Genomic DNA, 19,735 nt, shown 5'->3' with positions numbered 1-19,735 from the left:
GATGAGTATCGACGTTCTCCTGGTCGACGAGGACAGTGACGTGCTCGAAATCGTCCAGACCTTTCTGGAACAGGAGGACGACCTCGACGTGACCAGCGAAGCCGACCCGGAGACGGGACTGGAGATGGCGCTTTCGGGGGAGTACGACGTGGTCGTCAGCGACTACAAGATGCCGCGTCTCGACGGGCTGGAACTGTGTGGGGAACTGCGGGACCGGGACCGGTCGCTCCCCTTTCTCCTCTTTAGCGCCCGCGAGCCCGACGACGTCCGGCCGGCGGCCGACGAGGCCGGCGTGACCGGATTCGTCCAGAAAGGGACTGGGACCGAACAGTACAGCGAACTGGCCGAGAAGATACGCGCGGCAACCTAGCTGTCGGTCCGGGGGAGCGTCAGCGTGACCGACGCGCCGTCGGCCGTGTTCTCGAATCGCACGGTCCCGCCGTAGGATTCGGTCACCCAGATGACGAGCCACAGGCCCAGCCCGCTCCCGTGGCTCAGCTGGGTGATTGGTTCGCTCCCGGTCAACACGTCGAGTTCGTGGTCCGGGATTCCCGGGCCGTCGTCGGTGACGGTGACCGACACCGTCTCCGGGGACGGGTCGACGTCGACGGACACCGCGGGGGCCTCGCCGGCGTGTTCGACGCTGTTTTCGAGCAGCTCGCCCACGACCTGCTCCAGGCGGCCATCGCCCGCCATCACGGCCATCTCCGGCACCGAAATGTCCACGGACGCGTCGTACTGCTGGGCGTACCGCGTGGCGACGCCGTCGACGAGTTCGGTGACATCAAGCGGCGCCGTGTCGGCGTCGTCACGGCGGACCGAGCGCTCTATCTCGCGGGCGCGGTCGCTGAGCGAGGCTATCTGTTCGGCCTTCCCGAGGAGCCGTTCGAGCAGCGAGCGGAACGTCTCGTCGTCGGTCCGCTCGTAGAGTTCGTCGGCGAGCCCGAGCACGACCGTCAGGTCGTTCCGAAGGTTGTGTCGCAACACGCGGTTGAGCACCTCGAGGCGTCGTTCGCGTTCTTTCTGGTCGGTGATGTCGGTGTAGATGCCGAAGCTCCAGACGCGGCCGTCGTCCCGGCGGTAGGGGACGCCTCGGAAGAGGAAATCACGGAACCCGTCGGCGGTGCGACGGCGGATTTCGGCCTGGACGGTCTCCCCGTCGGCACCTCGTTCGTCGAGTCGGTCGGCTTCCCGGTGTGCGTCGTCGCTCGGCGGAAGGATGTATTCGTTGAGATCGCCGTCGAGGACGGTCCGCCGGTCGAGTCCGAACACCTCTGTGAAGGCGGGATTCACCGAGCGGACGAGCGGCGTGTCCTCGGTGAACTCCGTCTCGACGACGGCGTCCGGGAGGTTGTTGAACAGGTACGAGAAGCGGTCCCGCTCGTCGCGCAGTTCCTCGCGGGTCTGTTCCAGCTCCGTCCGGTCGCGGACGACGCCGGCGGTGCCGCGGAACCCGGCCTCGTCGATGAGCGAGACCTCTATCTCGACCGGGCGACCCTCGCCGTCGGCAGTGTACAGGGTCGTCTCCATCCGTACCGTCCCGCCCCCGTCGGTCTCGCGGAGCTCCCGAATCTGTCTCGCGAAGGCGGCGACGGACTCGTCGTCGAGAACGGCCCGCGGGTGGCGGCCGTACAGGTCCGTACGCTCGTAGCCCAGCCAGTCGGCCAGCGGCTCGGTGACGAGCTGGAACTGGCCGTCGTCGTCGAGGACGTACACCATGTCACGGACGTTCTCCATGACAGTCTCGTAGCGCAAGAGGTCCTGCTCGCGTTCGACACGGTCCAGAGCGGCCGCCGCGTTCGAGGCGAGGATTTCGGCGACCGAGACGTCCGCGTCGGAGAACTGCTCCTGGTCGTAGGTGGCGACGCTCAAAACGCCGTGGTCGTCGAGCGGGACGTACATCGCCGCGTTCGCGTCCCGGTCGTCGTAGTTCTCTACGTCGGCGAAATCCTCGACACGGACGGTCTCACCGCGCTGGTAGGCCTCGCCCGGGTACGCCTCGTCGGCGTCGTACACCGGCCGGTCGGGCATCCTGTTGGTCCCGGCGACCGGGTCGAGCGTGTCGGTCTCCTCGTCGTACAGCCGGACGAGGTTCAGGTCAAAGCCCAGCTCGGATTCGGCGGCCGCGACGACCGTCTCGGCGACGGCCTCGGCAGTGTGGGCCTGCATCAGCGACCGTGTCGTATCCAGTAGCCCCGAGAGCCGCTGGTCACGTTCCTTCTGGGCGGTGATGTCGCGAATGATACCGGCGGTCCCCTCGAACCACTCGCCGTCGTCGTCCCACAGCAGCGTCATATGGTCCTCGGCGGGGAACGCTGAGCCGTCGGCCCGCTGTATCGCCAGGTCGAACGTCTCCTCGTCGCCCTCGCGCTCGTCGAATATCATCTCCCGGACGATAGATTCGGCCCGCTGGACGACCTCGTCGGACTTGATGTGGCTGGTGTGCGCGCCCAGCAGCGCCGACTCGCTGTAGCCGGTCAGCTCCGTCATCGCGTCGTTGACCAGCTCGAAGTGGCCCGTCTCGTCGAGGGCGTAGATGCCGTCGTCGACGGCCTCGATGACGTTCTCGTACTGTTCGAGGGTGGCGCTTCGCTGGCGGCGTTCGAGTTCCCGGCTCGTCCACTCGGCCAGCAGCTTCGTGAACGTCTGCTCGCTCTCGGAGAACGGTTCGGAGCGGGGCTCCTCGTCGGCGAAACAGAGCGTGCCGTACAGTTCACCGTTGACCACGACCTTCCCGCCGAGATAGCAGGCCAGCCCCGACATCTGGTAGGCGGCATCGTCCTCCAACCCCTCCGCGACCGCGTCGGTGACGCCGAAGCTGTCCGGCCCGTCGGCGATGCGCCGGCAGTAGGTGTTTGCCAGTTCGGTCGTGGTGCCCGCCTCTATGACGTCGTGGTCGCCGACGACCGAGACGACCTCGTAGTTGCTCCCCTCGATGCGGCTCAGGTAGCCAAGCGAGAGGTCGAGCCTGTCGGCACCGAGTTCGAGCACGCGCTCGATTATCTCGTCATCGGTGTGTGGTTCTACAGATGCCAGCGTAGTAAGCCGTTGCAAGTACTCGTTGTTTCGTTCCAGCTCCCGCTCGCGGGTCCCCGCAAGCGCGCGGCCCGAGTCCTCGCGAACCAGTTCCCGAACCCGGTCCGCGGGCTCGACCTCGCTCCGGGGGACGTATTCGGTCACGTCGAGCCGCGTCGCCTCGGCGGCCACGCGGCCGTCGGGTTCGTGGGTACACAGCAGTACCGGCAGCTCCGGGTAGTCCCCACGAATCGCGTCGAGGACCGCGAGTCCGTCGAGCCCGTCCTCCGGGGCGTGGTCACAGACAGCGGCGGCGACGCCGGTCGCCGCGAGGACCTCGAGCGCCTCCGCTGGCGAACTCGCCGTCCGAACTGGCCGATTCGTCCGGTCGGACAGTGGCTGTGAGACACCGCCGTCAGCGGCGGAGTCGGGGCGGACGTGGAGGATGACTGCCTGCTCGGACATACGCGTCAGTACCTGTACTGCCCGCTACACTCACATAAATGGGCGGTCGGCATTATCAGTCGTCGGAACCGAGCGCCTGCCAGGAGAGTCGTGGATTTCTGGCCGCCGAGACCTGGTCGATGCGCCCGGCCGCGGTCCGCGTCGGGGACGCTGCCAGGGTGCCGTCGGACTCGCCGTGGACGGCCTCGAAGGCAGCGGCCAGCTGGTCGAGCGACCGCTGGCTCTCGCCCTCGGTCGGCTCGGTCATCAGCGCCTCGTCGACGATTTCGGGCCACTTCGTCGTCGGCGGGTGGACGCCGTGGTCGAGCATTCCCTTGGCCACGTCGGCGGCGTCCTGGGGCGCCGCGCTGGCGACGAACTCATGGTGGAAGGGGCCGAAGGGCACCTCGTAGGGAATTTGCTGGGCGAGGTAGTTCGCGTTCAGCACGGCCTTCGCGCTGGCGTCCGCGAGCCCGGAATCACCCAGCCTGGTGATGTAGGCGAAGGCCTTCACGAGCACCGGCCAGTTGCCGTAGTAGCCGTGGACCTTCCCGATGGAGTGGTCGGGGCTGTAGTACTCGTAGCCGCCGTCGCTCTGTCTGACGTGAGGGTCCGGCAGGAACGGCGCCAGTTCCTCGGTGACGCCGACCGGGCCGGCGCCCGGGCCACCGCCGCCGTGGGGCGTCGCGAACGTCTTGTGGACGTTGTAGTGCATCACGTCGAAGCCCATGTCGCCGGGCCGGGCTCGCCCCAGGAGGGCGTTGAGGTTCGCCCCGTCGTAGTACAGCAGCCCGCCCGCGTCGTGGACGATGTCGGCGACGTGCTCGATGTCGCGCTCGAAGAGTCCGAGCGTGTTGGGGTTCGTCAGCATGAGCGCCGCCGTCTCATCGCTGACGGCCGCTTCGAGGGCCTCGATGTCGACGCGGCCGTCCTCGCCACTTGGCAGTTCGACGACGTCGTAGCCCGCCATCGCCGCCGTGGCGAAGTTGGTCCCGTGGGCCGAGTCCGGGATGACGACCTCCGAGCGGTCGTCGTCGTTGTGCTGGTGGTAGGCCTTCGCGATCTGGATACCGGTAAACTCCCCGGCAGCGCCGGCCGGGGGCTGCAGTGTCACCGCGTCCATCCCGCCGATACGACCCAGGTAGTCCTGCAGCCGGTGAGAGAGGCCGAGCGTCCCCTGGACCGTGCGGTCGGGCCGGTCCGGGTGGACGGCGGCCGCCGGGAGGGCCGCGATATCCTCGGTGAAGGAGGGGTTGTACTTCATCGTACAGGAGCCAAGCGGGAACGGCCCGCTCTCGACGCCGTAGTTCATCTGGGAGAGGCGGGTGTAGTGGCGGGCCAGCTCCGGCTCCGCTGGGGCGGGCAGTTCGAGCGAGTCCCGCGTCAGGTCGTCGGGCAGCGGCGAGTCCTCGATATCGACCGTCTTCGACGCCTTCTCCGAGAGCAGGGGCTCGTAGCGGTCGCCGTCCTCGTCGGTCCAGCTCGCTTGCGTGTATTCGGTCATTTCGCCACCTCCGCGATAGCCCCGACGAGCCCGTCTTCGGCCTCGGCGGTCACCTCCGTGGCAGCGACCTGAATCAGGTGTTCGCCGATTTCGTGGACGGCGTATCCTTCCGCCGCGAGGTCCTCGACCACGGCGTGGGCGGGCTGGTCGGTGTGGGCGACGACCTCCCGGAAGTTGTGGCCGTCGTGGACCGGCGCCTGGACCCCGACAACCTCGTCGAGCCGCTCGGCGAGGTCACGTGGCCGGGTGACACAGTCCTCGGCCAGCTCGACGAGTCCGTCGGGACCGAGCCAGGCGGCGTGCATCGCGGCCCGCAGCGCCACCCAGGCCTGGTTCGTACAGATATTCGAGGTCGCTCGCTCCTTGCGGATGTGCTGTTCGCGGGTCTGCAGCGTCAGCGTGTAGGCCCGGCGCCCGTCGCTGTCCTCGCTCGCACCGACGAGCCGGCCGGGAACCTGCCGGAGGTACTCCTCACGTGTGACGAACATCCCCAGTCCGAAGCCGTAGGCGGTGCCGGTGCCCAGCGACGCGGCGTCGCCGACGACCACGTCGGCGCCGACGTCGGCGGGACGTTCCAGCAGCGCCAGCGCGACCGGGTCCGAGCCGAGACAGAACAGCGCGTCGTGGTCGTCGGTGAGCTCGCCGATATCGGTGAGACGTTCCTCGATTACACCCCGGACCGTCGGCGTCTCGGCGTACACCAGCGCCACGTCGCTGTCCATCCGCTCGGCCAGCGCCGCGACGTCGGCCTGCCCGTCGGCCATCGGATACGACTCCACCGTGAGGCCGGGGCCGTCGGCGTAGTTTGCCAGCACTGCGCGTTTGCCCGAACGGAGGTGGTCGGGCACCAGAATCGTCTCGCCCGAGACCGACCGAACTCGCTGGGAGAGTGTGGCCGCCTCGCCCAGCGCCGTCGCCTCGTCGTACATCGAGCAGTTGGCGACGTCCAGCCCCGTCAGCTCGACCAGCATCGACTGGTACTCGAACAGGGCCTGCAGGAACCCCTGGGCGACCTCTGGCTGGTACTGCGTGTACGAGGTCAGGAACTCGGAGCGACTCGCCAGGTCGTCGACCACGCTGGGGACGTAGTGGGTGTAGTGACCCCGACCGAGGAACTCCGTCAGGTCGTCGTTCCGGCCGAGGAGTCTGGCCGCCTCCCGACGGACCTCCCGCTCGCCGTGAGCGGGAATCCCGAACTCCCCGTCGAAGGCAACGGAGTCGGGGACGTCGAACAGTGATTCGATATCGTCGACACCGACGGCCTCGAGCATCGCGTCTGTCTCGGCCTCGGTGTGTGGGGCGTAGGGGCTGGTCATGGGTGCTGTGAAGAACAGGATGGGGCGCTACTGCGAGCGGGCATTGATATTGCATAGTTGCGGCCGGCCGCATATGATTATCTCGATTCACCACCCCCGCCGCCGAGGAGTTTGATATATCGATATCAGGTTTATGACCTCGTAGAAGTCGACACAGCTGTCTGACGACTGCCAGCGGGAGATACGCCCGAAAACGGCGATATACGGCAGAGACGGTCGTGCCACGACGGAACGAGCGGGTTCAGACGGGGACCGGCCCCGAGTCGTAGACAGAGAGCGGCAGGGTACTCGATATAGTCCTGTACGCGTCGGCGTCGAGCAGCGATTCGATGCGTCTACGGTGTCGAATATGTCGTCGGTCTCCGCCGCCGTGTGTGGCGCGTACGGGCTTGTCATAGTTGCTGTCCCGAATATCGGTGTAAGGCCCCGTTGACGGACATTGGTGAGTCACTAGCACGACCGCTTGCGTAGGATTACTCCCGATTCGGGTTCACTGCTTCGAAACACCCATATTCCGACGTTCTGGATGTTCAAATAAGACTCGGACACATATGTCGAAGCTCACCTTGTTCGGGATGTTCACGTTTAGCCGCGCCCAGTCACTGCAGACGGAACTGGATGGGTTTCTGTCAGGTGAAGACGCACTGGTAGTCCAGTACGGCGAAACAGTCGGGTTACGGGACCAGTTCAGAGCGATGCTGAAATTCCCGGTCCTGATGATCGGTACCTGGCTCACGTTTCTCTTCCTGTGGGCGCCCCTCGAGCTACTGTTGACTCGCAGTGTCGAGCGGTTCGATAGGGAGACTTTCCGGACGATAGCCGGAGACAGACCGGTCCAATTCGTCGACGAACATTCGCTGACCGGCATCGGCGAGCGCGAGTGGGCGTGGCTACTCTGTAACTGGGCCGTCCTGCTCCTTGTGGCAGTCTGGGACTGGCACACCGTGCTCCTGCTGGCCGGCCTCAGTCTCACCACGACGATACACGACCAGCTCCGCAACCGACTGGACTATCCTCGTCTCGGCCTACTGGCCCTCGGTGTCGGCTTCGCGACGGCGCTCTGGCTCCTCGTCGCCGGCTACCTGAACGGCCTCTCCGTCGGGGCCCTCGTGGTCAGTTCATTAGTAATGTTCGGGCTGGCTGGCCGGGGTGAAGCGGACCGACTACTCGACGACGTAGCGGCCCTCGTCGCTGACGAGGAGTACGACGAGGTCTGTCTGGTGACCGAGAAATCGACCGTTACGGACCTACTCGATATCGTCGACGGTTCAGACCTGACGGTGGCCGACGCCTTCCACCAGCGCTGGCGACGCCAGGGGCACCACGTCGACGCGACGGGGGAGCCGGTCGACACGTCCCCCCACGAAGCGAACGACGAGGACGAGCCACTGCTACGACACGTCGGCGATACGGCCGAGGACCGAGTCGAGGCACGGCTCCTGGACTGGTGTCTCCTCGTTGGGTTACTTACGTTGGTAGGGATGGCCGAGCTTGCTGTCGTACTGTTTCTCAAGCTCCCGCTGGGTTTCGACATCGATTTCGGAGCCCCGGTTATCGCCGGTTCGGGCGTCGATCTCGGTCACCTCTGGCTCGCTTCACTGCTCGTCCCACTGATGGCTTACTATACGGTCTCAGAGGGACTATGGGGGCGGACCTTCGGCAAGCACCGCATGGGCCTCCGGGTACGACACACCGACGGCTCCGCCGTGGGCCTCCGCTCGGCCGCTGTCCGGACGCTCGCCGGCTGGATCGACGTCCTGCCGGTGGCGTTCATCATCGGTGGTCTGCTGGCGGAAGGCCACCGGCACGGTCGCCGTATCGGCGATCTGGCTGCCGGGACCGTCGTCGTCGAGGAGTCCCTGGCCCGAGAATACGCGGCAGAGACAGTGGACACTCGGCCGGACCAGCCATCTGCGGTCGACACAGACGGTGAGTCCAGTCCCGACGACCACATATCATCGAGCGGTGACTCGTCGCCGAGGCCAGCAGGAGATGGCACGGAGACAGCCGAAGACACAGCTCCGGACGAGCCGAGCGTCTCCGACGGCTCGTCCGTTACGGAACCCGAATCGACCTGGCCGGAACCGGAAAACGACCGGGAGTAGACGCCGACCAGTTACTCGATCTGGTCGCGGTACTCCGCAGCGTCTAGCAGTTCATCCAGTTCGCTCTCGTCGGCCAGTTCGACCTCGAGCATCCATCCGTCGCCGAAGGGGTCCTCGTTGACCAGTTCCGGCTGGTCGAACAGGGCCTCGTTGACCGCGGTGACGGTCCCTGAGACGGGCGCGTAGACATCCGAGACGGCTTTGATGGACTCCACGACGCCGAAATCCTCGCCAGCCGTCAGTTCGTCGCCCTCTGCAGGGAGTTCCACGAACACCACGTCGCCAAGTTCGTCCTGTGCGAAGTCGGTGATACCGACCCGCGCGGTGTCGTCGGTGGTGACCCACTCGTGCGATTCCAGATATCGAAGGTCCTCGGGTACGTCGAAACTCATCTGTCGATAAATGGCGTCGCCCGGGTACGTGCTTCCTTCGGTTCGCCGCGGATGACCACCTCGACCGAACGCTCGGGCTCGGCGTACTCCGTCGGCAGGTAGGCCAGCGCGATGGGTACACCAAGCGTCGGACTCATCGTCCCGCTGGTGATGTGCCCCAGCGTCGCACCGTCCAGGTCGGTGACCTCGTAGCCGTGACGCGGGACCCCGCGGTCCAGCAGTTCCACCCCGACCAGTGTCTCGCCGACACCATCCCGTTCCTGGGCGGCCAGTGAGTCCCGGCCCACGAAATCGGTATCGAGAGCGACCGTCCACCCGATGTCGGCCTCGTAGGGGGTCCGAGGTTCGTCCCGCGGGTGGAACTCCTCGCCCGAGAGCAGATAGCCCATCTCGAGACGGAGCGTATCCCGCGCGCCGAGTCCGCAGGGCTGGCAGTCGGCGGCGTTCCATACGGTCTCCGCATCCCCCGCAGGGCAGAGTATCTCGAAGCCGTCCTCGCCGGTGTAGCCGGTGCGAGCGACGAGGCACTCGACGCCTGCGACCACCCCGTTCGCCACCTCGAACCGACCCAGCGAGTCAAGCTCCAGTACAGTCTCCGCCGCCAGCAGCGCCTGGGCGTGTGGTCCCTGCAACGCGACCATCGCGTACTCTTCTGTCCGGTTGGTCACCGTCGCCGTCAGCCCCCACTCCTCGCGGTGGCTGACCCACCGCTCGGCCATCTCCCCGTCGTGGCCCGCGTTCGGGATGAATAGGTAGTCGTCGTCCGATTCGGCCGGTAGCCGATAGACGACGGTGTCGTCTAGCAGGATACCGTCCTCGTCAGTGATGCCAGCGTACTGGGCGTCGCCGGGGCCGAGTGCCGCGACGTCGTTTGTCGTCAATCGCTGGGTGAGTTCCAGTGCGTCCGGCCCGGAGACGGTCACCTGGCCCATGTGCGAGACGTCGAACTTCCCGGCCGTCTCGCGGACGGCGGTGTGTTCGGCGCGAATCGACTCGAACTCGACAGGCATCTCCCAGCCACCGAAGTCGGTGAGCGTGGCATCCGTGTACACCCCCGCGAGTGGGGGTTGTCGGAGTGTCATGGGTGGTGAATCTCTCCCTGCGACCTTACGAGTTGGCCTTCGGGGTGATTTTGGCCGAGCGCGTAAACCGTATAGCGCGATAGGAAATCGGACCCTGGCCGCCAGCGTGGTGGCTTCGGCAGGACGGACAACTCGGCGCGGTCGGTACGTAGCGAAAAAACGGTTCCTCGTCGGTATCGCGCAGGGTCAACTGTCGCCGTTGATGATATCTGCGACACGCTGGCGGTCGAACAGCATGTTCTCCTCGGGCATCTCGCCCACGCCCTGGAACGCCCCGAACTCGCCGGGATATATCTGCTGGGCGGCCGTCTCCAGCTGGAACAGGTTGAAAATCGGCCCCTGCATCGGCGTCCCGCCGACGTAGACGCGGTCGTTCTGAATCGCGGTGAGCTTCTTCCCGACGGGGTCGTCTTCCAGCGCCAGCAGCGCCTCGAACCGGTCGGAGGGTTCGATGTCCCAGTGGTGGATGATGACGTCGGGGTCGACCTCCAGCATCTGCTCCAGGTCGATGGCGCTGTAGTTGTTTGCGTAAGTCTCGTCTGACCCGGCAAACGCGCCAACGGGTTCGAGCGGCCGATAGTGCGCTTTGGCGAACCCGGGCCCGTTGATCTCGTAGGTCCCGAACGTCTCGTCGTCGGCGTTGTAGATTACGAGGGCGACGGTCGGGCGCTCGGACGCAGGGGGCAGTCGGTCCTGTATCTTCGAGACCATCTCCTCGCGGACACTCCGGAGCTGTTCGCCGCGGTTCTGGACCTGATACACCTGACTGATCTTCTCGGCCAGCTCCCAGACACTGTAGAACTGGTAGGCGTCACGACACTCCCCTTCCGGCGGGTCCGCGTGGGCCCGGCTGAACCGGTTCGCGAAGAACGGGCCGACCTGCTCCTCGATGTCGTCGAATTCCCCGCGGCTCCAGCCCGAGTCGAAAGAGAGCCACCGACAGGGGTCGATGTGGTGGACGTCGGCGTCCAGCTCGTAGAACAGCTCCTTTGGGAGCCCCTCGTTGAACATCGACGTGAGGTCGCTGGTGTCGAAGGCCACGCCCGGGAGCTGTTCGTAGTAGCCGGTGAAGTAGCGGTCCGGGAAGCCAAGCGAGACGATTCGGTCCTGCTGGCCCAGCGCGACGAGGTGGTCGGCCCAGACGGAGTCGTAGATGGCCGCCGTTTCGGGGACGCCGTCGAACCCGACGTCGCCCATCGGGGCCATGTTCACCGTGTAGCTCCCCGTGCCGGTCCCAGTCGGCGTGCCGCCACCGGCCTGCTCGGCGACCTCCGAACAGCCGGCCAGTCCGATACTGGCAGCGGCTGCAGCGCCGTACTTCAGGGTGTCTCGGCGCGTCGGTGCGTCGTGTCGAACGTCGTCGTCGTTCATCAGATGTCTCCGTTGATGATGTCCGCAACTCGCTGGTGGTCGAACAGCTGTGCGTCCGCGTCTTCGAGCGTCTCCAGCCCGTTCCACGCGCCGAACTGGTCGGGGTAGAACTGCTTTGCGGCGGCCTCAGTCTGCAAGAGGTTCAGCACGGGGCCCTGATAGGCCGTCCCGCCGCGGTAGAGACGGTCGTTCTGAACCGCCGAGAGTCGCGAGCCCACGTCGTCCGCTCGCATCTGTTCCATTCGGTCCTCGAACTCGGCTCGCGAGACGTGTGAGAACCCGTAGGAAAACACCAGCGCGTCCGGGTCGACCTCCAGGAGTTGCTCGTAGTCCCACTGGGCGTAACCGCCGTCGATTTCCTCGGCGAAGGCGTCGTTGATGCCCAGGTCACGGTACTGCTTTTTTCCGTTGCCTTCGCTGCCGATAGGGTAGGTGTAGAACGACCCGTCCTCGAAGTTCGAGTTGACCGAAACGAGGCCGATATCCGGTCGCTCGTCCTCGGGCGGCAGGTCCGCCTGCAACGACGAAATGAACTCGTCGTGGACGGTCTTTATCGCCTCGTAGCGCTCCCGTTCCTGGAACACCCGAGCGATTATCTCGAAGGCCTCGTACAGCGAGTAGTACCGGTAGTCGTGCCAATCGTCCCCCCGGCGGCGTATCTGGTTGCCGACGATGGGGCCGACGTTGGTCGCGATATCGTCGAGGTCCTCGTCGGTCCAGCTATCGTCTAGCACCTGAATGAAGTTCGGGTCGAACAGGTGGACGTCACACTCCAGCTCGTAGAACACTTCCTTGTCGATGCCACTCTCACCCATCAGCTGGCGCGTTCCTGGGATGTCGACGTCGACGCCCGGCAGGGAGTCGTACAGCTGGTCCGGCCAGTTCTCCGAGAAGATGAGCGCCTCGAGTCCGTCGGCCTGCCCGAGTGCGATACCCATGTCGCCGTACGTGCTGAAGTAGGCCATCCAGGTCTCGGGGACCGAATCGAACGCGACGGTGCCCATCGGTTCCATCGTCACCGTGGAAGAACCGGTACCGGTCGGCGTCCCATTGCTGCCGGCCTGTTCGGCGAACTCCGAACAGCCGGCGAGTCCCAGGCCAGCGGCGGCCGTGGCGCCGTACTTCAACGTCGCTCTGCGTGTGGTCCGTGTCGTATCGTTGTCACTCATCGTCGAACTCTCCGGTTACGATATCCGCGACGACCTGTCGGTCGAACAGCTGCTCGTCTTCGGGAATCTCGCCCAGCCCTCGCCACTCACCGAACGTCTCGGGGTAAATCTGTTTGGCTGCGATTTCGGTCTGGAAGAGGTTGATGAGCGGTCCCTGCACGTTCTTCCCGCCGCGATAGACGCGGTCGTTCTGTACGGCCGTGAGTTGACTGCCGAGGGTATCCTCGCGCATGACGTCGACGACACTCGTCTGGAAGTCCGCTATCGAGTCGGTGAAGCCAAACGCGTTGTGCGATATCAGCACGTCCGGGTCCGCTTCCAGAAGTGACTCGTAGTTGGCCTCGCCGTCCGTACTCAGGTCCGCTTGCGCCCAGACGTTTTCCACGCCGAGGTCCCGGTACTGTTTTTTCGCCATGCCCGGCTGGGTCGGGTCGGCGAGATAGAACACGCCGGAGCCGACGAGATCCTCGCCGGGAACGAGGAAGGCGAGGCCAACCGACGGGCGTTCATTGGGCGGGGGAATCTCCGCTTCGATGGTCGACAACATCTCGTCGTGTATCGACGTGAGCGCCTCGTACCGTGCCTCCTCCCGGAAGGCGGCTGCGACCTTCTCGAAGGCCTCGTACAGCGTGTAGTGCGGGTAGTTCGGGCCGATGGATGCCTGTGGTCTGCGGATGAAGCTGCCGAGCCACGGCGCGACGTTGTTGGACAGGTCGGTGATGTCGGCCTCGTCGAAGTCGAAGTAGTTTTTCGCGTTGTTCGGGTCGATGAGGTGCAGGTCGGCGTCTATCTCGTAGAACACCTCTTTGTCGTACTCACCGTCCTGCCGAAGCGGTGTGATATCGCCGGTGGCTACCGAGACACCCGGCAGTTCGGCGAGCATTTCCATCGGCAAACTCTGGGTGTCTTGCATCCCGACGAGGGCGTCCCCGTGTCCGAGTGCCATGAGCATGTCCGCGTAGTCGGCCCGATACACCACGGCCGAGTCGGGGACCGACTCGAAGGTGACCTTCGTCCGTGGCTGCATCTCGACGGTCCACGGCTCCCGGGGCGTACCAGTGGCGCCCTCCGAGCCGGATTGGCCCGCGAGGTCCGAACAGCCGGCGAGCCCGAGTCCCGCCGCGACAGCGCTCCCGTATTTTATCGTCTCTCTGCGTGTCGGTTTGTTACCACTCACGATTTTAGGCTAGCCTAAAATATATATAAATACGTCGGTTTTTAGGCCGCCCTAAATATTGGCGTGCTCGACGGCTATCGAGTCGGGCAGTTCGTCGATATCGCCGGCCTGGGCGCGCCACAGGGTCGCGTAGAAGCCGTCGGCCGCCAGCAGTTCCTCGTGGTCGCCGCGTTCGACGATGTGGCCGTCTTCGAGGACGAGGATAGTGTCGGCGTCGCGGATGGTCGACAGTCGGTGGGCGATGGCGACGGTCGTTCGGTCGGCGGTCAGCCGGTCCAGTGACTGCTGGATGCGGTACTCCGTGGCCGTGTCGACGCTGGCGGTCGCCTCGTCCAGCAGGACGATTTCCGGGTCTTGCAGTAACACCCGCGCGAGGGCGATACGCTGTCGTTGGCCACCGGAGAGCTTGACGCCGCGCTCGCCGACACGACTTTCGTAGCCGTCGGCGAGGTCCTCGATGAACTCGTGAGCGCTGGCGGCGCGGGCGGCCTCCCGAACCGCCTCGTCGCTGGCATCGAAGCGACCGTAGCGGATGTTCTCCGCGACGGTGCCGTCGAACAGGAAGGTGTCCTGGCTGACGTAGCCGATAGCCCCCCGCAGGTCGCTCAGCCGGAGGTCTCTGACATCGTGACCGTCGAGAGAAATCGTGCCGGAGTCCACGTCGTACAGCCGCAGGAGGAGCTTCGCGACCGTCGATTTCCCCGCGCCCGTCGCACCGACGAGCGCGACGGTGTCGCCCGGTTCGGCCGTGAAGTCGACGCCGTCGAGGACCGTCTGGGCGTCTCCCGGGTCGCGGCGCTCCCCGGTCGACTCTTCCGGGGTGGCTCCCACCCCGCTGTCGTCGTATCCGAAGGATACGTCGTCGAAAGCTACGCGGCCGTCGACATCGCCCAGCGCCGCCGGCTCTGCGGGTTCGGTGATATCGACGGGGACGTCCATGAGCCCACAGATGCGGTTGCCCGACGCCTTGGCGTTCTCGTACCAGTCAACGATGTTCGAGAGCTGTGCCATCGGACCCGTGAGGCGCTGGGTCAGCAGCATGAACACGACGAAATCGCCGGTCGTCAGCTCCCCCGAGAAGAACAGCGGCGGGCCGGAGAACACCCACAGCCCGCCGATGACGAACGTCGCGAGCAGCGCCGCGCCGGTCAGCAGTTCCATCCCCGGCCGGTAGAAGTAGCTCAGCCGAAGCACGTCCATCTGCGTGTCGAACACCTCGCGGGAGACCCCGCGGACCCGCTCGTTCTCGTAGGACTCCGTGCCGGCGGTCTTGACGAGTTCGACGCCGCTCAGTCCGTTCTCGATACGGGTGTTGAGGTCGCCGATTATCTCGCGGTGGGCGGCGTAGCGGGGTTCGATGACCCGCATGAACCACCACGTGAAGCCGACGAGGAGCGGGACGGCCCCCAGCGTCACCAGCGCGAGCTGCCAGTTCGTGTACGCCAGCGCGCCGGTGACGCCGACGACGACGACGCCGATACGGACGCAGTCACCCAGCGCGTTGTCGAAGAACACCTCCAGATTCGACGTGTCGTTGTTGAGGATGGAGAGTATCTCGCCGGTCTCCTTCTCGTCGAAAAAGGCCATGTCGAGGCGTTGCATTCGCTCGTAGGCGTCGGTGCGGATAGCGTACATCACGCCGTGGGCGAAGTAGTTCATCGCCACGCCGCGGACCCACTGGAGGACGGCCCCGCCGCCCAGGGCGACCCCGACGATGGCGACCGACAGCCAGAACTGGCCGGCGGGGTCGGTCGGGAGCCACGCCGCCGGGACCAGCGGGAGCGCGTATGCCGACTCATCGGTGAAGACGGCGTCGATGGTCGTCCCCAGTACGATGGGCGTCACCAGCACGGTGCCGTAGGCGAGCGCGCTCGTGACCAGCCCCAGCGCGAGCCAGCGCCACTCGGGGCGCCCGTAGCTGCGGAACAGTCGGATGAGCGGGCGGGAGACGTCTGCCATCGCCGCGTCGAGTTCGGTCTCGTTCTCGGTCGACACGCGTCACTCCTCTATCGCGCTGTGGGGCGCGATGTGTAGCCCGGTCGAACTCTCGCTGTCGACGGCGGCGTCGACGCGGAACACGTCGGCCAGCAGCTGCTCGGTTACGACTTCGTTGGGCGGCCCCCAGTCGTACAGCGAGCCGTCCTGCATCGCGACGAGATTGTCCGCGAAACGGGCCGCCTGGCCGATGTCGTGGAGCACGATGCCGACCGTCACGCCCGCCTCCCGGTTCAGCGTCCGGACGACCGACAGCACCCGGAGTTGATGATGGAGGTCGAGGAACGTCGTCGGTTCGTCGAGCAACAGGACGTCGGTCTCCTGGGCCAGCACCATCGCAATCCAGGCCAGCTGTTTCTGGCCGCCGCTGAGGTTGCTCATCTCGCTGTCGCGGAGGTGGGCGACGCCGGCCAGATCGATGGCGCGCTCGACCGCGTCACGGTCCTCGTCGGTGACTGACTCGAAGAAGGCCCGATGGGGGTAGCGACCGTGATAGACGAGGTCCTCGACGGTGATGGAGCCCGGCGACTCGTTTTCCTGTGAGAGCAAGCCGAGTTCGCGGGCCAGCGCCTTCGAGCCGAACGACTGAATCCGCTCGCCGTCGAGCAGAATTCGGCCGTCGTCGGGCTGGTGCTGGTCGGCCATCGTCTTCAGGAGCGTGCTCTTGCCGCTGCCGTTCGGACCGACCAGCGCGGTCACCTCGCCCGCCGGCAGCAGGACGCGCTCGCACTCGACCACCGGTTCGTCGGTCGCGGGATAGCCGATGGCGAGGTTCTCGCCGACCAGTTCGCTCGGCTCGGTATCGTCTGCAGTCGTCGCCGCTCCCGACGAGCCCTCGTCCGTGGTCTCGGATGCCTGCTGTCTCCCAGCCATCAAATCTCCCCCATCTCGTCCTGCCGGCGCATCAGGTAGAGGAAGTATGGCCCGCCGACCAGCCCGGTGACGATACCGACCGGAATCTGGGTGTCCGACCCGGCGAGCACGCTCATCCCGAGGCGGGCACCGACGTCGGCCCCCACCATCAGCGCCGGGCCGGCGAACATACAGCCGACGATGAGCTTCTTGTAGTCGCTCCCGACGATGTTGCGGACCATATGCGGAACGATGAGACCGACGAAGCCGACGATACCGGCGACAGCGATACTCGCAGCGGCGGCCAGCACGGCGACCCCGGAGAGGGCGAATCGGACCTTCTCGACGGACATCCCGAGCGCGTTCGCGGTCCGCTCGCCCAGCAGCAACACGTTCAGCTGTCGGGAGCCGACCAGGGCCAGCCCCATCGCGATGACCGTCCAGGGCAGCGCCATCCGGACCTGCTCCCAGTCAGTGCCGGTCAAGGAGCCGGTCGTCCACGCGATGGCGCTCTGGACGACGCCGAGGTCGTCGGCGAAGAAGAACAGCGCCGTCTGGAAGGAGTTGAATATCGTCCCGACGATGACGCCGGCGAGTACGAGCCGCACCGGCGACGTGCCGTTCTTCCAGGCGATGGCGTAGACGATGAGGAAGGCAACAGCGCCGCCCAGGGCGGCCGCCAGCGGCAGGAACGCGGCCATCCCGGTGAACACGACTAGCGTGAGCAGAATCATCAGCCCCGCCCCGGAGGAGACGCCCAGAATAAAGGGGCTGGCGAGTTCGTTGCGCGTGACCGCCTGGAAGATGGCCCCCGAGACGGCGAGGTTCATCCCCACCAGCATGGCGACGAACACACGCGGCAGTCGGATATTCCAGACGATGAGACTCGCCGTGCTCATGTCGGGCATCTCCATCCCCCAGAGGAACGCGTCCCACGCCCGGAGACTGAAGATAACGTTCGGATTGAACACCGCTCGCCAGGCCTCCGCGATGGTCATCGAGTAGGCGCCGTGGCTCACCTGGACGAGCCCGCCGCCGACGATGACGGCCAGGCTCCCCAGACAGAGCGTGGCCAGCGAGCCGTCGAACCAGCCCAGCCAGCGCTCCCGACGGGTCGACGGCCGCGCACTCGGCGTTTCACTCGCCATCGACGCTCACCTCCGCACTGCGCCCGTGGAGATACGCCGCGATGCGGTCGTCCGCTATCGCGTCGAGGAGTTCGCCATCGTCACAGCCGGCGACGACCGCCTCGGGGTCGAGATGGTCGGCCAGGTGCTCGTGGGCGGTCTCGGCCCGCGAAGCCCGCTCGTCCGGCTCGATGTACGACGAGAGCCTGTCCTCGATAGCTGCCTCCCGGACACGCTCATAGCGGTCGGTGCCGACGTCGACGGGGGCATCTTCACCGAAGTACTCGTCGAACCAGTCGACCCACGCCTCGCGGTCGGCCCACTCCTCGTCGAGTTCGGCCTCGCGTCGGACCCAGTCGACGCCCTCGGCGACGGCCTCCCACCAGCCGTCGTCGACCCGAGCGTCCGTGATGACCTCCCCGGCCACCCGCGCACCGCGGCCGGCGGCGGTGATGGCTTGCTGGGACTCCTCGGAGGGCGACGCCACGTAGAGGTCCGGAACCGGCGTCGTCCCGTCGTGGTTCGGATACCCCCGGTCGAAGGACTCGGTGGTCTCGCCGTCGTACTCGGTCGTCTCGAACATTTCGTCGTCGTCGCCCAGCCCGCGCATGTACGACCCGTCGTAGCGCGTCGCGGCGACGACGCGACGGGCGGTGGTTGGCTCCCCGTCTTGGAGTGCCACGACGAACCCGTCGCCAGTGTCCGACCGGCGCAGGGACTCGACCATATCCGGGACGATAGTACAGCCTGCCGTCTCGGCCTGGTCGTGAAACAGCCCGTACAGCGTCTCGATATCGATGCCCTCGGGGAAGCCGAGGTAGTTCTCAAGGTGGGCACAGCGCTTGAGCGAGGAGCGACCACGGTCGAAGATAACCGTCGACAGCCCCTCGCGAGCGCAGAAGACGCCGGCTGAAGCGCCCGCCGGGCCGCCCCCGACGACGGCGACTTCGTAGTCGTACTCGGCGGTAGTCGTGTGACGCATACTCAGATAGCCCCGTTTATGACGTCGGCCACCCGCTGGCGGTCGAACAGCTGTTCGTCCCGGGGAATCTCCGGGTACGGGCCGGACTCGTAGCGGGGCCACTCGCCGAACACGTCAGGGTAGAGCTGTTTGGCGGTCATCTCTAGCTGGAAGAGGTTGAGTATCGGCCCCTGGTAGCGCGCGCCCTGCGGGAAGACGCGTTCCTCTTGCACGGCGGTCATCTCCGAGGCGACCGGGTCCTCCCGAAACAGTTCGCGCCGCTCGGCGAGGCTTGTCCCCGGTTCGAAGCCCCCGAGGAACAGTATCACGTCGGGGTCCGCGTCGACCAGCGTCTCGTAGTCGACGGTGCTCCCGGATTCGACCGACCCCTCGAAGGCGTCACGAGCCCCGAGTGGCCGCGTGTGCGAGGTCAGGAACCCCGGGTTCGACAGCGTGTAAGTGTATATCTCTTCCATCTGGTGGGAGGCTATCATCACCGCCGAGGGGCGGTTGGATTCGTCAGGCAACTCCGCCTCGATATGCGATAGCAGGTCGTCGTGGACCGCAGCCAGCGCCTCGTAGCGCTCCCGCTCCCGGAAGGCCTCCGCGACGAGTTCGAACTGTTCCCAGAGGGTGTAGTACTCGTAGCCGTCGGCGTAGGCCGGGGCGGGCTCCTGATGGGTGTCACTGAGCGAGTTACCGAACCACGGCGAGACTTTCGACGCTATCTCGTCGATGTCGGATTCGCTCCAGGCGTCCTGTTTGGTTATCCACGCCGGGTCGGCGAGGTGGACGTCGCTCTCGAGCGCGTACAGTTTCTCCTTGTTGGGCTGCCAGGAGGAGTACAGGCCCGTCCAGTCGAGCGAGACCCCCGGGAGCCGTTCGACGAACTGGGTCCAGAGCCCGTCGTAGTAGTCGGGCGCGTGCATCGCGGTGAGACTGTCGCCCCGCCCCAGCGCGAACGCCATGTCCGCGTGATGGGTGAGCCGCGTGAACACCGTCTCGGGTGGTTCGTCGAACGACACCTCCCCCATCGGGGAAATCGATGCCGTGTACGCCCCACCTCCCGCCGGCGTCCCACCGGTGTCGGCGACCTCCGAACAACCGGCCATAGCTAGCCCGGCGGCCACCGCCCCGCCGTATTTGAGCGTCGCTCTCCGGGTCAGTTTGGCGTCTCGTCGAGTCATCGGTCGCCCTCCGGTCGTGTCGATACCCGCATGCCAGC

At 66.0% G+C, this 19,735-nt stretch carries 15 protein-coding genes; 2 read left to right on the top strand and 13 right to left on the bottom strand.

Features of this window, described 5'->3' with window-relative positions; translation table 11 throughout:
- The first annotated feature begins 1 nt into the window (after position 1).
- Positions 2 to 370, top strand: a complete 369-nt coding sequence (locus tag EGD98_RS15770; protein ID WP_220589316.1) for a response regulator — start codon at positions 2 to 4, stop codon at positions 368 to 370.
- Here the strand turns inward: EGD98_RS15770 and EGD98_RS15765 are convergent.
- From EGD98_RS15765 to gcvPA, 3 genes are read right to left on the bottom strand one after another with little or no spacing between them, the layout of a single operon-like run.
- Positions 367 to 3,480 (bottom strand): PAS domain S-box protein, encoded by a 3,114-nt coding sequence (locus EGD98_RS15765; RefSeq protein ID WP_220589315.1) that lies wholly within the window; start codon positions 3,478 to 3,480, stop codon positions 367 to 369. The genes EGD98_RS15770 and EGD98_RS15765 overlap by 4 nt on opposite strands.
- A 55-nt stretch (positions 3,481 to 3,535) precedes the next feature.
- Complete coding sequence (gcvPB, locus tag EGD98_RS15760; RefSeq protein WP_220589314.1) at positions 3,536 to 4,963, bottom strand: aminomethyl-transferring glycine dehydrogenase subunit GcvPB; 1,428 nt, start codon at positions 4,961 to 4,963, stop codon at positions 3,536 to 3,538.
- A complete protein-coding gene (gene gcvPA / locus EGD98_RS15755; protein ID WP_220589313.1) occupies positions 4,960 to 6,279 on the bottom strand; it encodes an aminomethyl-transferring glycine dehydrogenase subunit GcvPA in 1,320 nt (439 codons plus the stop codon). Before gcvPA ends, gcvPB begins: the two co-directional genes overlap by 4 nt.
- Positions 6,280 to 6,830: 551 nt before the next feature.
- Here gcvPA and EGD98_RS15750 point away from each other — a divergent pair.
- Entirely contained in the window at positions 6,831 to 8,384 is a 1,554-nt protein-coding gene (locus EGD98_RS15750; protein ID WP_220589312.1) for an RDD family protein, read from the top strand.
- Between the two features lie 11 nt (positions 8,385 to 8,395).
- Here the strand turns inward: EGD98_RS15750 and gcvH are convergent, their stop codons facing one another.
- The 10 genes from gcvH to EGD98_RS15700 form a co-directional block, all read right to left on the bottom strand.
- A complete protein-coding gene (gene gcvH, locus EGD98_RS15745; RefSeq protein ID WP_220589311.1) occupies positions 8,396 to 8,776 on the bottom strand; it encodes a glycine cleavage system protein GcvH in 381 nt (126 codons plus the stop codon).
- Positions 8,773 to 9,858 (bottom strand): glycine cleavage system aminomethyltransferase GcvT, encoded by a 1,086-nt coding sequence (gene gcvT, locus EGD98_RS15740; RefSeq protein ID WP_220589310.1) that lies wholly within the window; start codon positions 9,856 to 9,858, stop codon positions 8,773 to 8,775. Before gcvT ends, gcvH begins: the two co-directional genes overlap by 4 nt.
- Positions 9,859 to 10,044: 186 nt before the next feature.
- On the bottom strand, positions 10,045 to 11,229 hold the full coding sequence (locus tag EGD98_RS15735) for an ABC transporter substrate-binding protein (RefSeq protein ID WP_220589309.1): 1,185 nt from the start codon (positions 11,227 to 11,229) through the stop codon (positions 10,045 to 10,047).
- Complete coding sequence (locus EGD98_RS15730; RefSeq protein WP_220589308.1) at positions 11,229 to 12,398, bottom strand: ABC transporter substrate-binding protein; 1,170 nt, start codon at positions 12,396 to 12,398, stop codon at positions 11,229 to 11,231. Before EGD98_RS15730 ends, EGD98_RS15735 begins: the two co-directional genes overlap by 1 nt.
- Positions 12,391 to 13,575, bottom strand: coding sequence for an ABC transporter substrate-binding protein (locus tag EGD98_RS15725; RefSeq protein ID WP_220589307.1), 1,185 nt, complete (start codon positions 13,573 to 13,575; stop codon positions 12,391 to 12,393). Before EGD98_RS15725 ends, EGD98_RS15730 begins: the two co-directional genes overlap by 8 nt.
- Positions 13,576 to 13,626: 51 nt before the next feature.
- Positions 13,627 to 15,534 carry an ABC transporter ATP-binding protein gene (locus tag EGD98_RS15720; RefSeq protein ID WP_220589437.1) on the bottom strand — a complete coding sequence of 636 codons (1,908 nt, stop codon included), beginning with the start codon at positions 15,532 to 15,534 and terminating at the stop codon, positions 13,627 to 13,629.
- 39 nt (positions 15,535 to 15,573) lie between these two features.
- A complete protein-coding gene (locus tag EGD98_RS15715; protein WP_220589306.1) occupies positions 15,574 to 16,443 on the bottom strand; it encodes an ABC transporter ATP-binding protein in 870 nt (289 codons plus the stop codon).
- Complete coding sequence (locus EGD98_RS15710; protein ID WP_220589305.1) at positions 16,443 to 17,570, bottom strand: FecCD family ABC transporter permease; 1,128 nt, start codon at positions 17,568 to 17,570, stop codon at positions 16,443 to 16,445. Before EGD98_RS15710 ends, EGD98_RS15715 begins: the two co-directional genes overlap by 1 nt.
- The gene (locus tag EGD98_RS15705; RefSeq protein WP_220589304.1) at positions 17,560 to 18,531 is read right to left on the bottom strand and encodes an FAD-dependent monooxygenase; all 972 of its coding nucleotides are present in this window, start codon (positions 18,529 to 18,531) and stop codon (positions 17,560 to 17,562) included. The genes EGD98_RS15710 and EGD98_RS15705 overlap by 11 nt, the downstream gene beginning before the upstream one ends.
- Positions 18,532 to 18,533: 2 nt before the next feature.
- Entirely contained in the window at positions 18,534 to 19,697 is a 1,164-nt protein-coding gene (locus tag EGD98_RS15700; protein WP_220589303.1) for an ABC transporter substrate-binding protein, read from the bottom strand.
- Positions 19,698 to 19,735 lie beyond the last annotated feature (38 nt).

This window comes from Haloarcula salinisoli, assembly GCF_019599405.1.
GTDB lineage: Archaea > Halobacteriota > Halobacteria > Halobacteriales > Haloarculaceae > Haloarcula > Haloarcula salinisoli.
Note: the sequence above shows the minus strand (reverse complement) of the source record. Positions and strands in the feature narration are given on the sequence as shown.

Excerpts from the sequence above, each read along its gene's own strand:
- EGD98_RS15770 (WP_220589316.1), top strand. The coding sequence starts at position 2 with ATGAGTATCGACGTTCTCCTGGTCGACGAGGACAGTGACGTGCTCGAA.
- EGD98_RS15765 (WP_220589315.1), bottom strand. The coding sequence starts at position 3,480 with ATGTCCGAGCAGGCAGTCATCCTCCACGTCCGCCCCGACTCCGCCGCT.
- gcvPB (WP_220589314.1), bottom strand. The coding sequence starts at position 4,963 with ATGACCGAATACACGCAAGCGAGCTGGACCGACGAGGACGGCGACCGC.
- gcvPA (WP_220589313.1), bottom strand. The coding sequence starts at position 6,279 with ATGACCAGCCCCTACGCCCCACACACCGAGGCCGAGACAGACGCGATG.
- EGD98_RS15750 (WP_220589312.1), top strand. The coding sequence starts at position 6,831 with ATGTCGAAGCTCACCTTGTTCGGGATGTTCACGTTTAGCCGCGCCCAG.
- gcvH (WP_220589311.1), bottom strand. The coding sequence starts at position 8,776 with ATGAGTTTCGACGTACCCGAGGACCTTCGATATCTGGAATCGCACGAG.
- gcvT (WP_220589310.1), bottom strand. The coding sequence starts at position 9,858 with ATGACACTCCGACAACCCCCACTCGCGGGGGTGTACACGGATGCCACG.
- EGD98_RS15735 (WP_220589309.1), bottom strand. The coding sequence starts at position 11,229 with ATGAACGACGACGACGTTCGACACGACGCACCGACGCGCCGAGACACC.
- EGD98_RS15730 (WP_220589308.1), bottom strand. The coding sequence starts at position 12,398 with ATGAGTGACAACGATACGACACGGACCACACGCAGAGCGACGTTGAAG.
- EGD98_RS15720 (WP_220589437.1), bottom strand. The coding sequence starts at position 15,534 with ATGGCAGACGTCTCCCGCCCGCTCATCCGACTGTTCCGCAGCTACGGG.
- EGD98_RS15715 (WP_220589306.1), bottom strand. The coding sequence starts at position 16,443 with ATGGCTGGGAGACAGCAGGCATCCGAGACCACGGACGAGGGCTCGTCG.
- EGD98_RS15710 (WP_220589305.1), bottom strand. The coding sequence starts at position 17,570 with ATGGCGAGTGAAACGCCGAGTGCGCGGCCGTCGACCCGTCGGGAGCGC.
- EGD98_RS15705 (WP_220589304.1), bottom strand. The coding sequence starts at position 18,531 with ATGCGTCACACGACTACCGCCGAGTACGACTACGAAGTCGCCGTCGTC.
- EGD98_RS15700 (WP_220589303.1), bottom strand. The coding sequence starts at position 19,697 with ATGACTCGACGAGACGCCAAACTGACCCGGAGAGCGACGCTCAAATAC.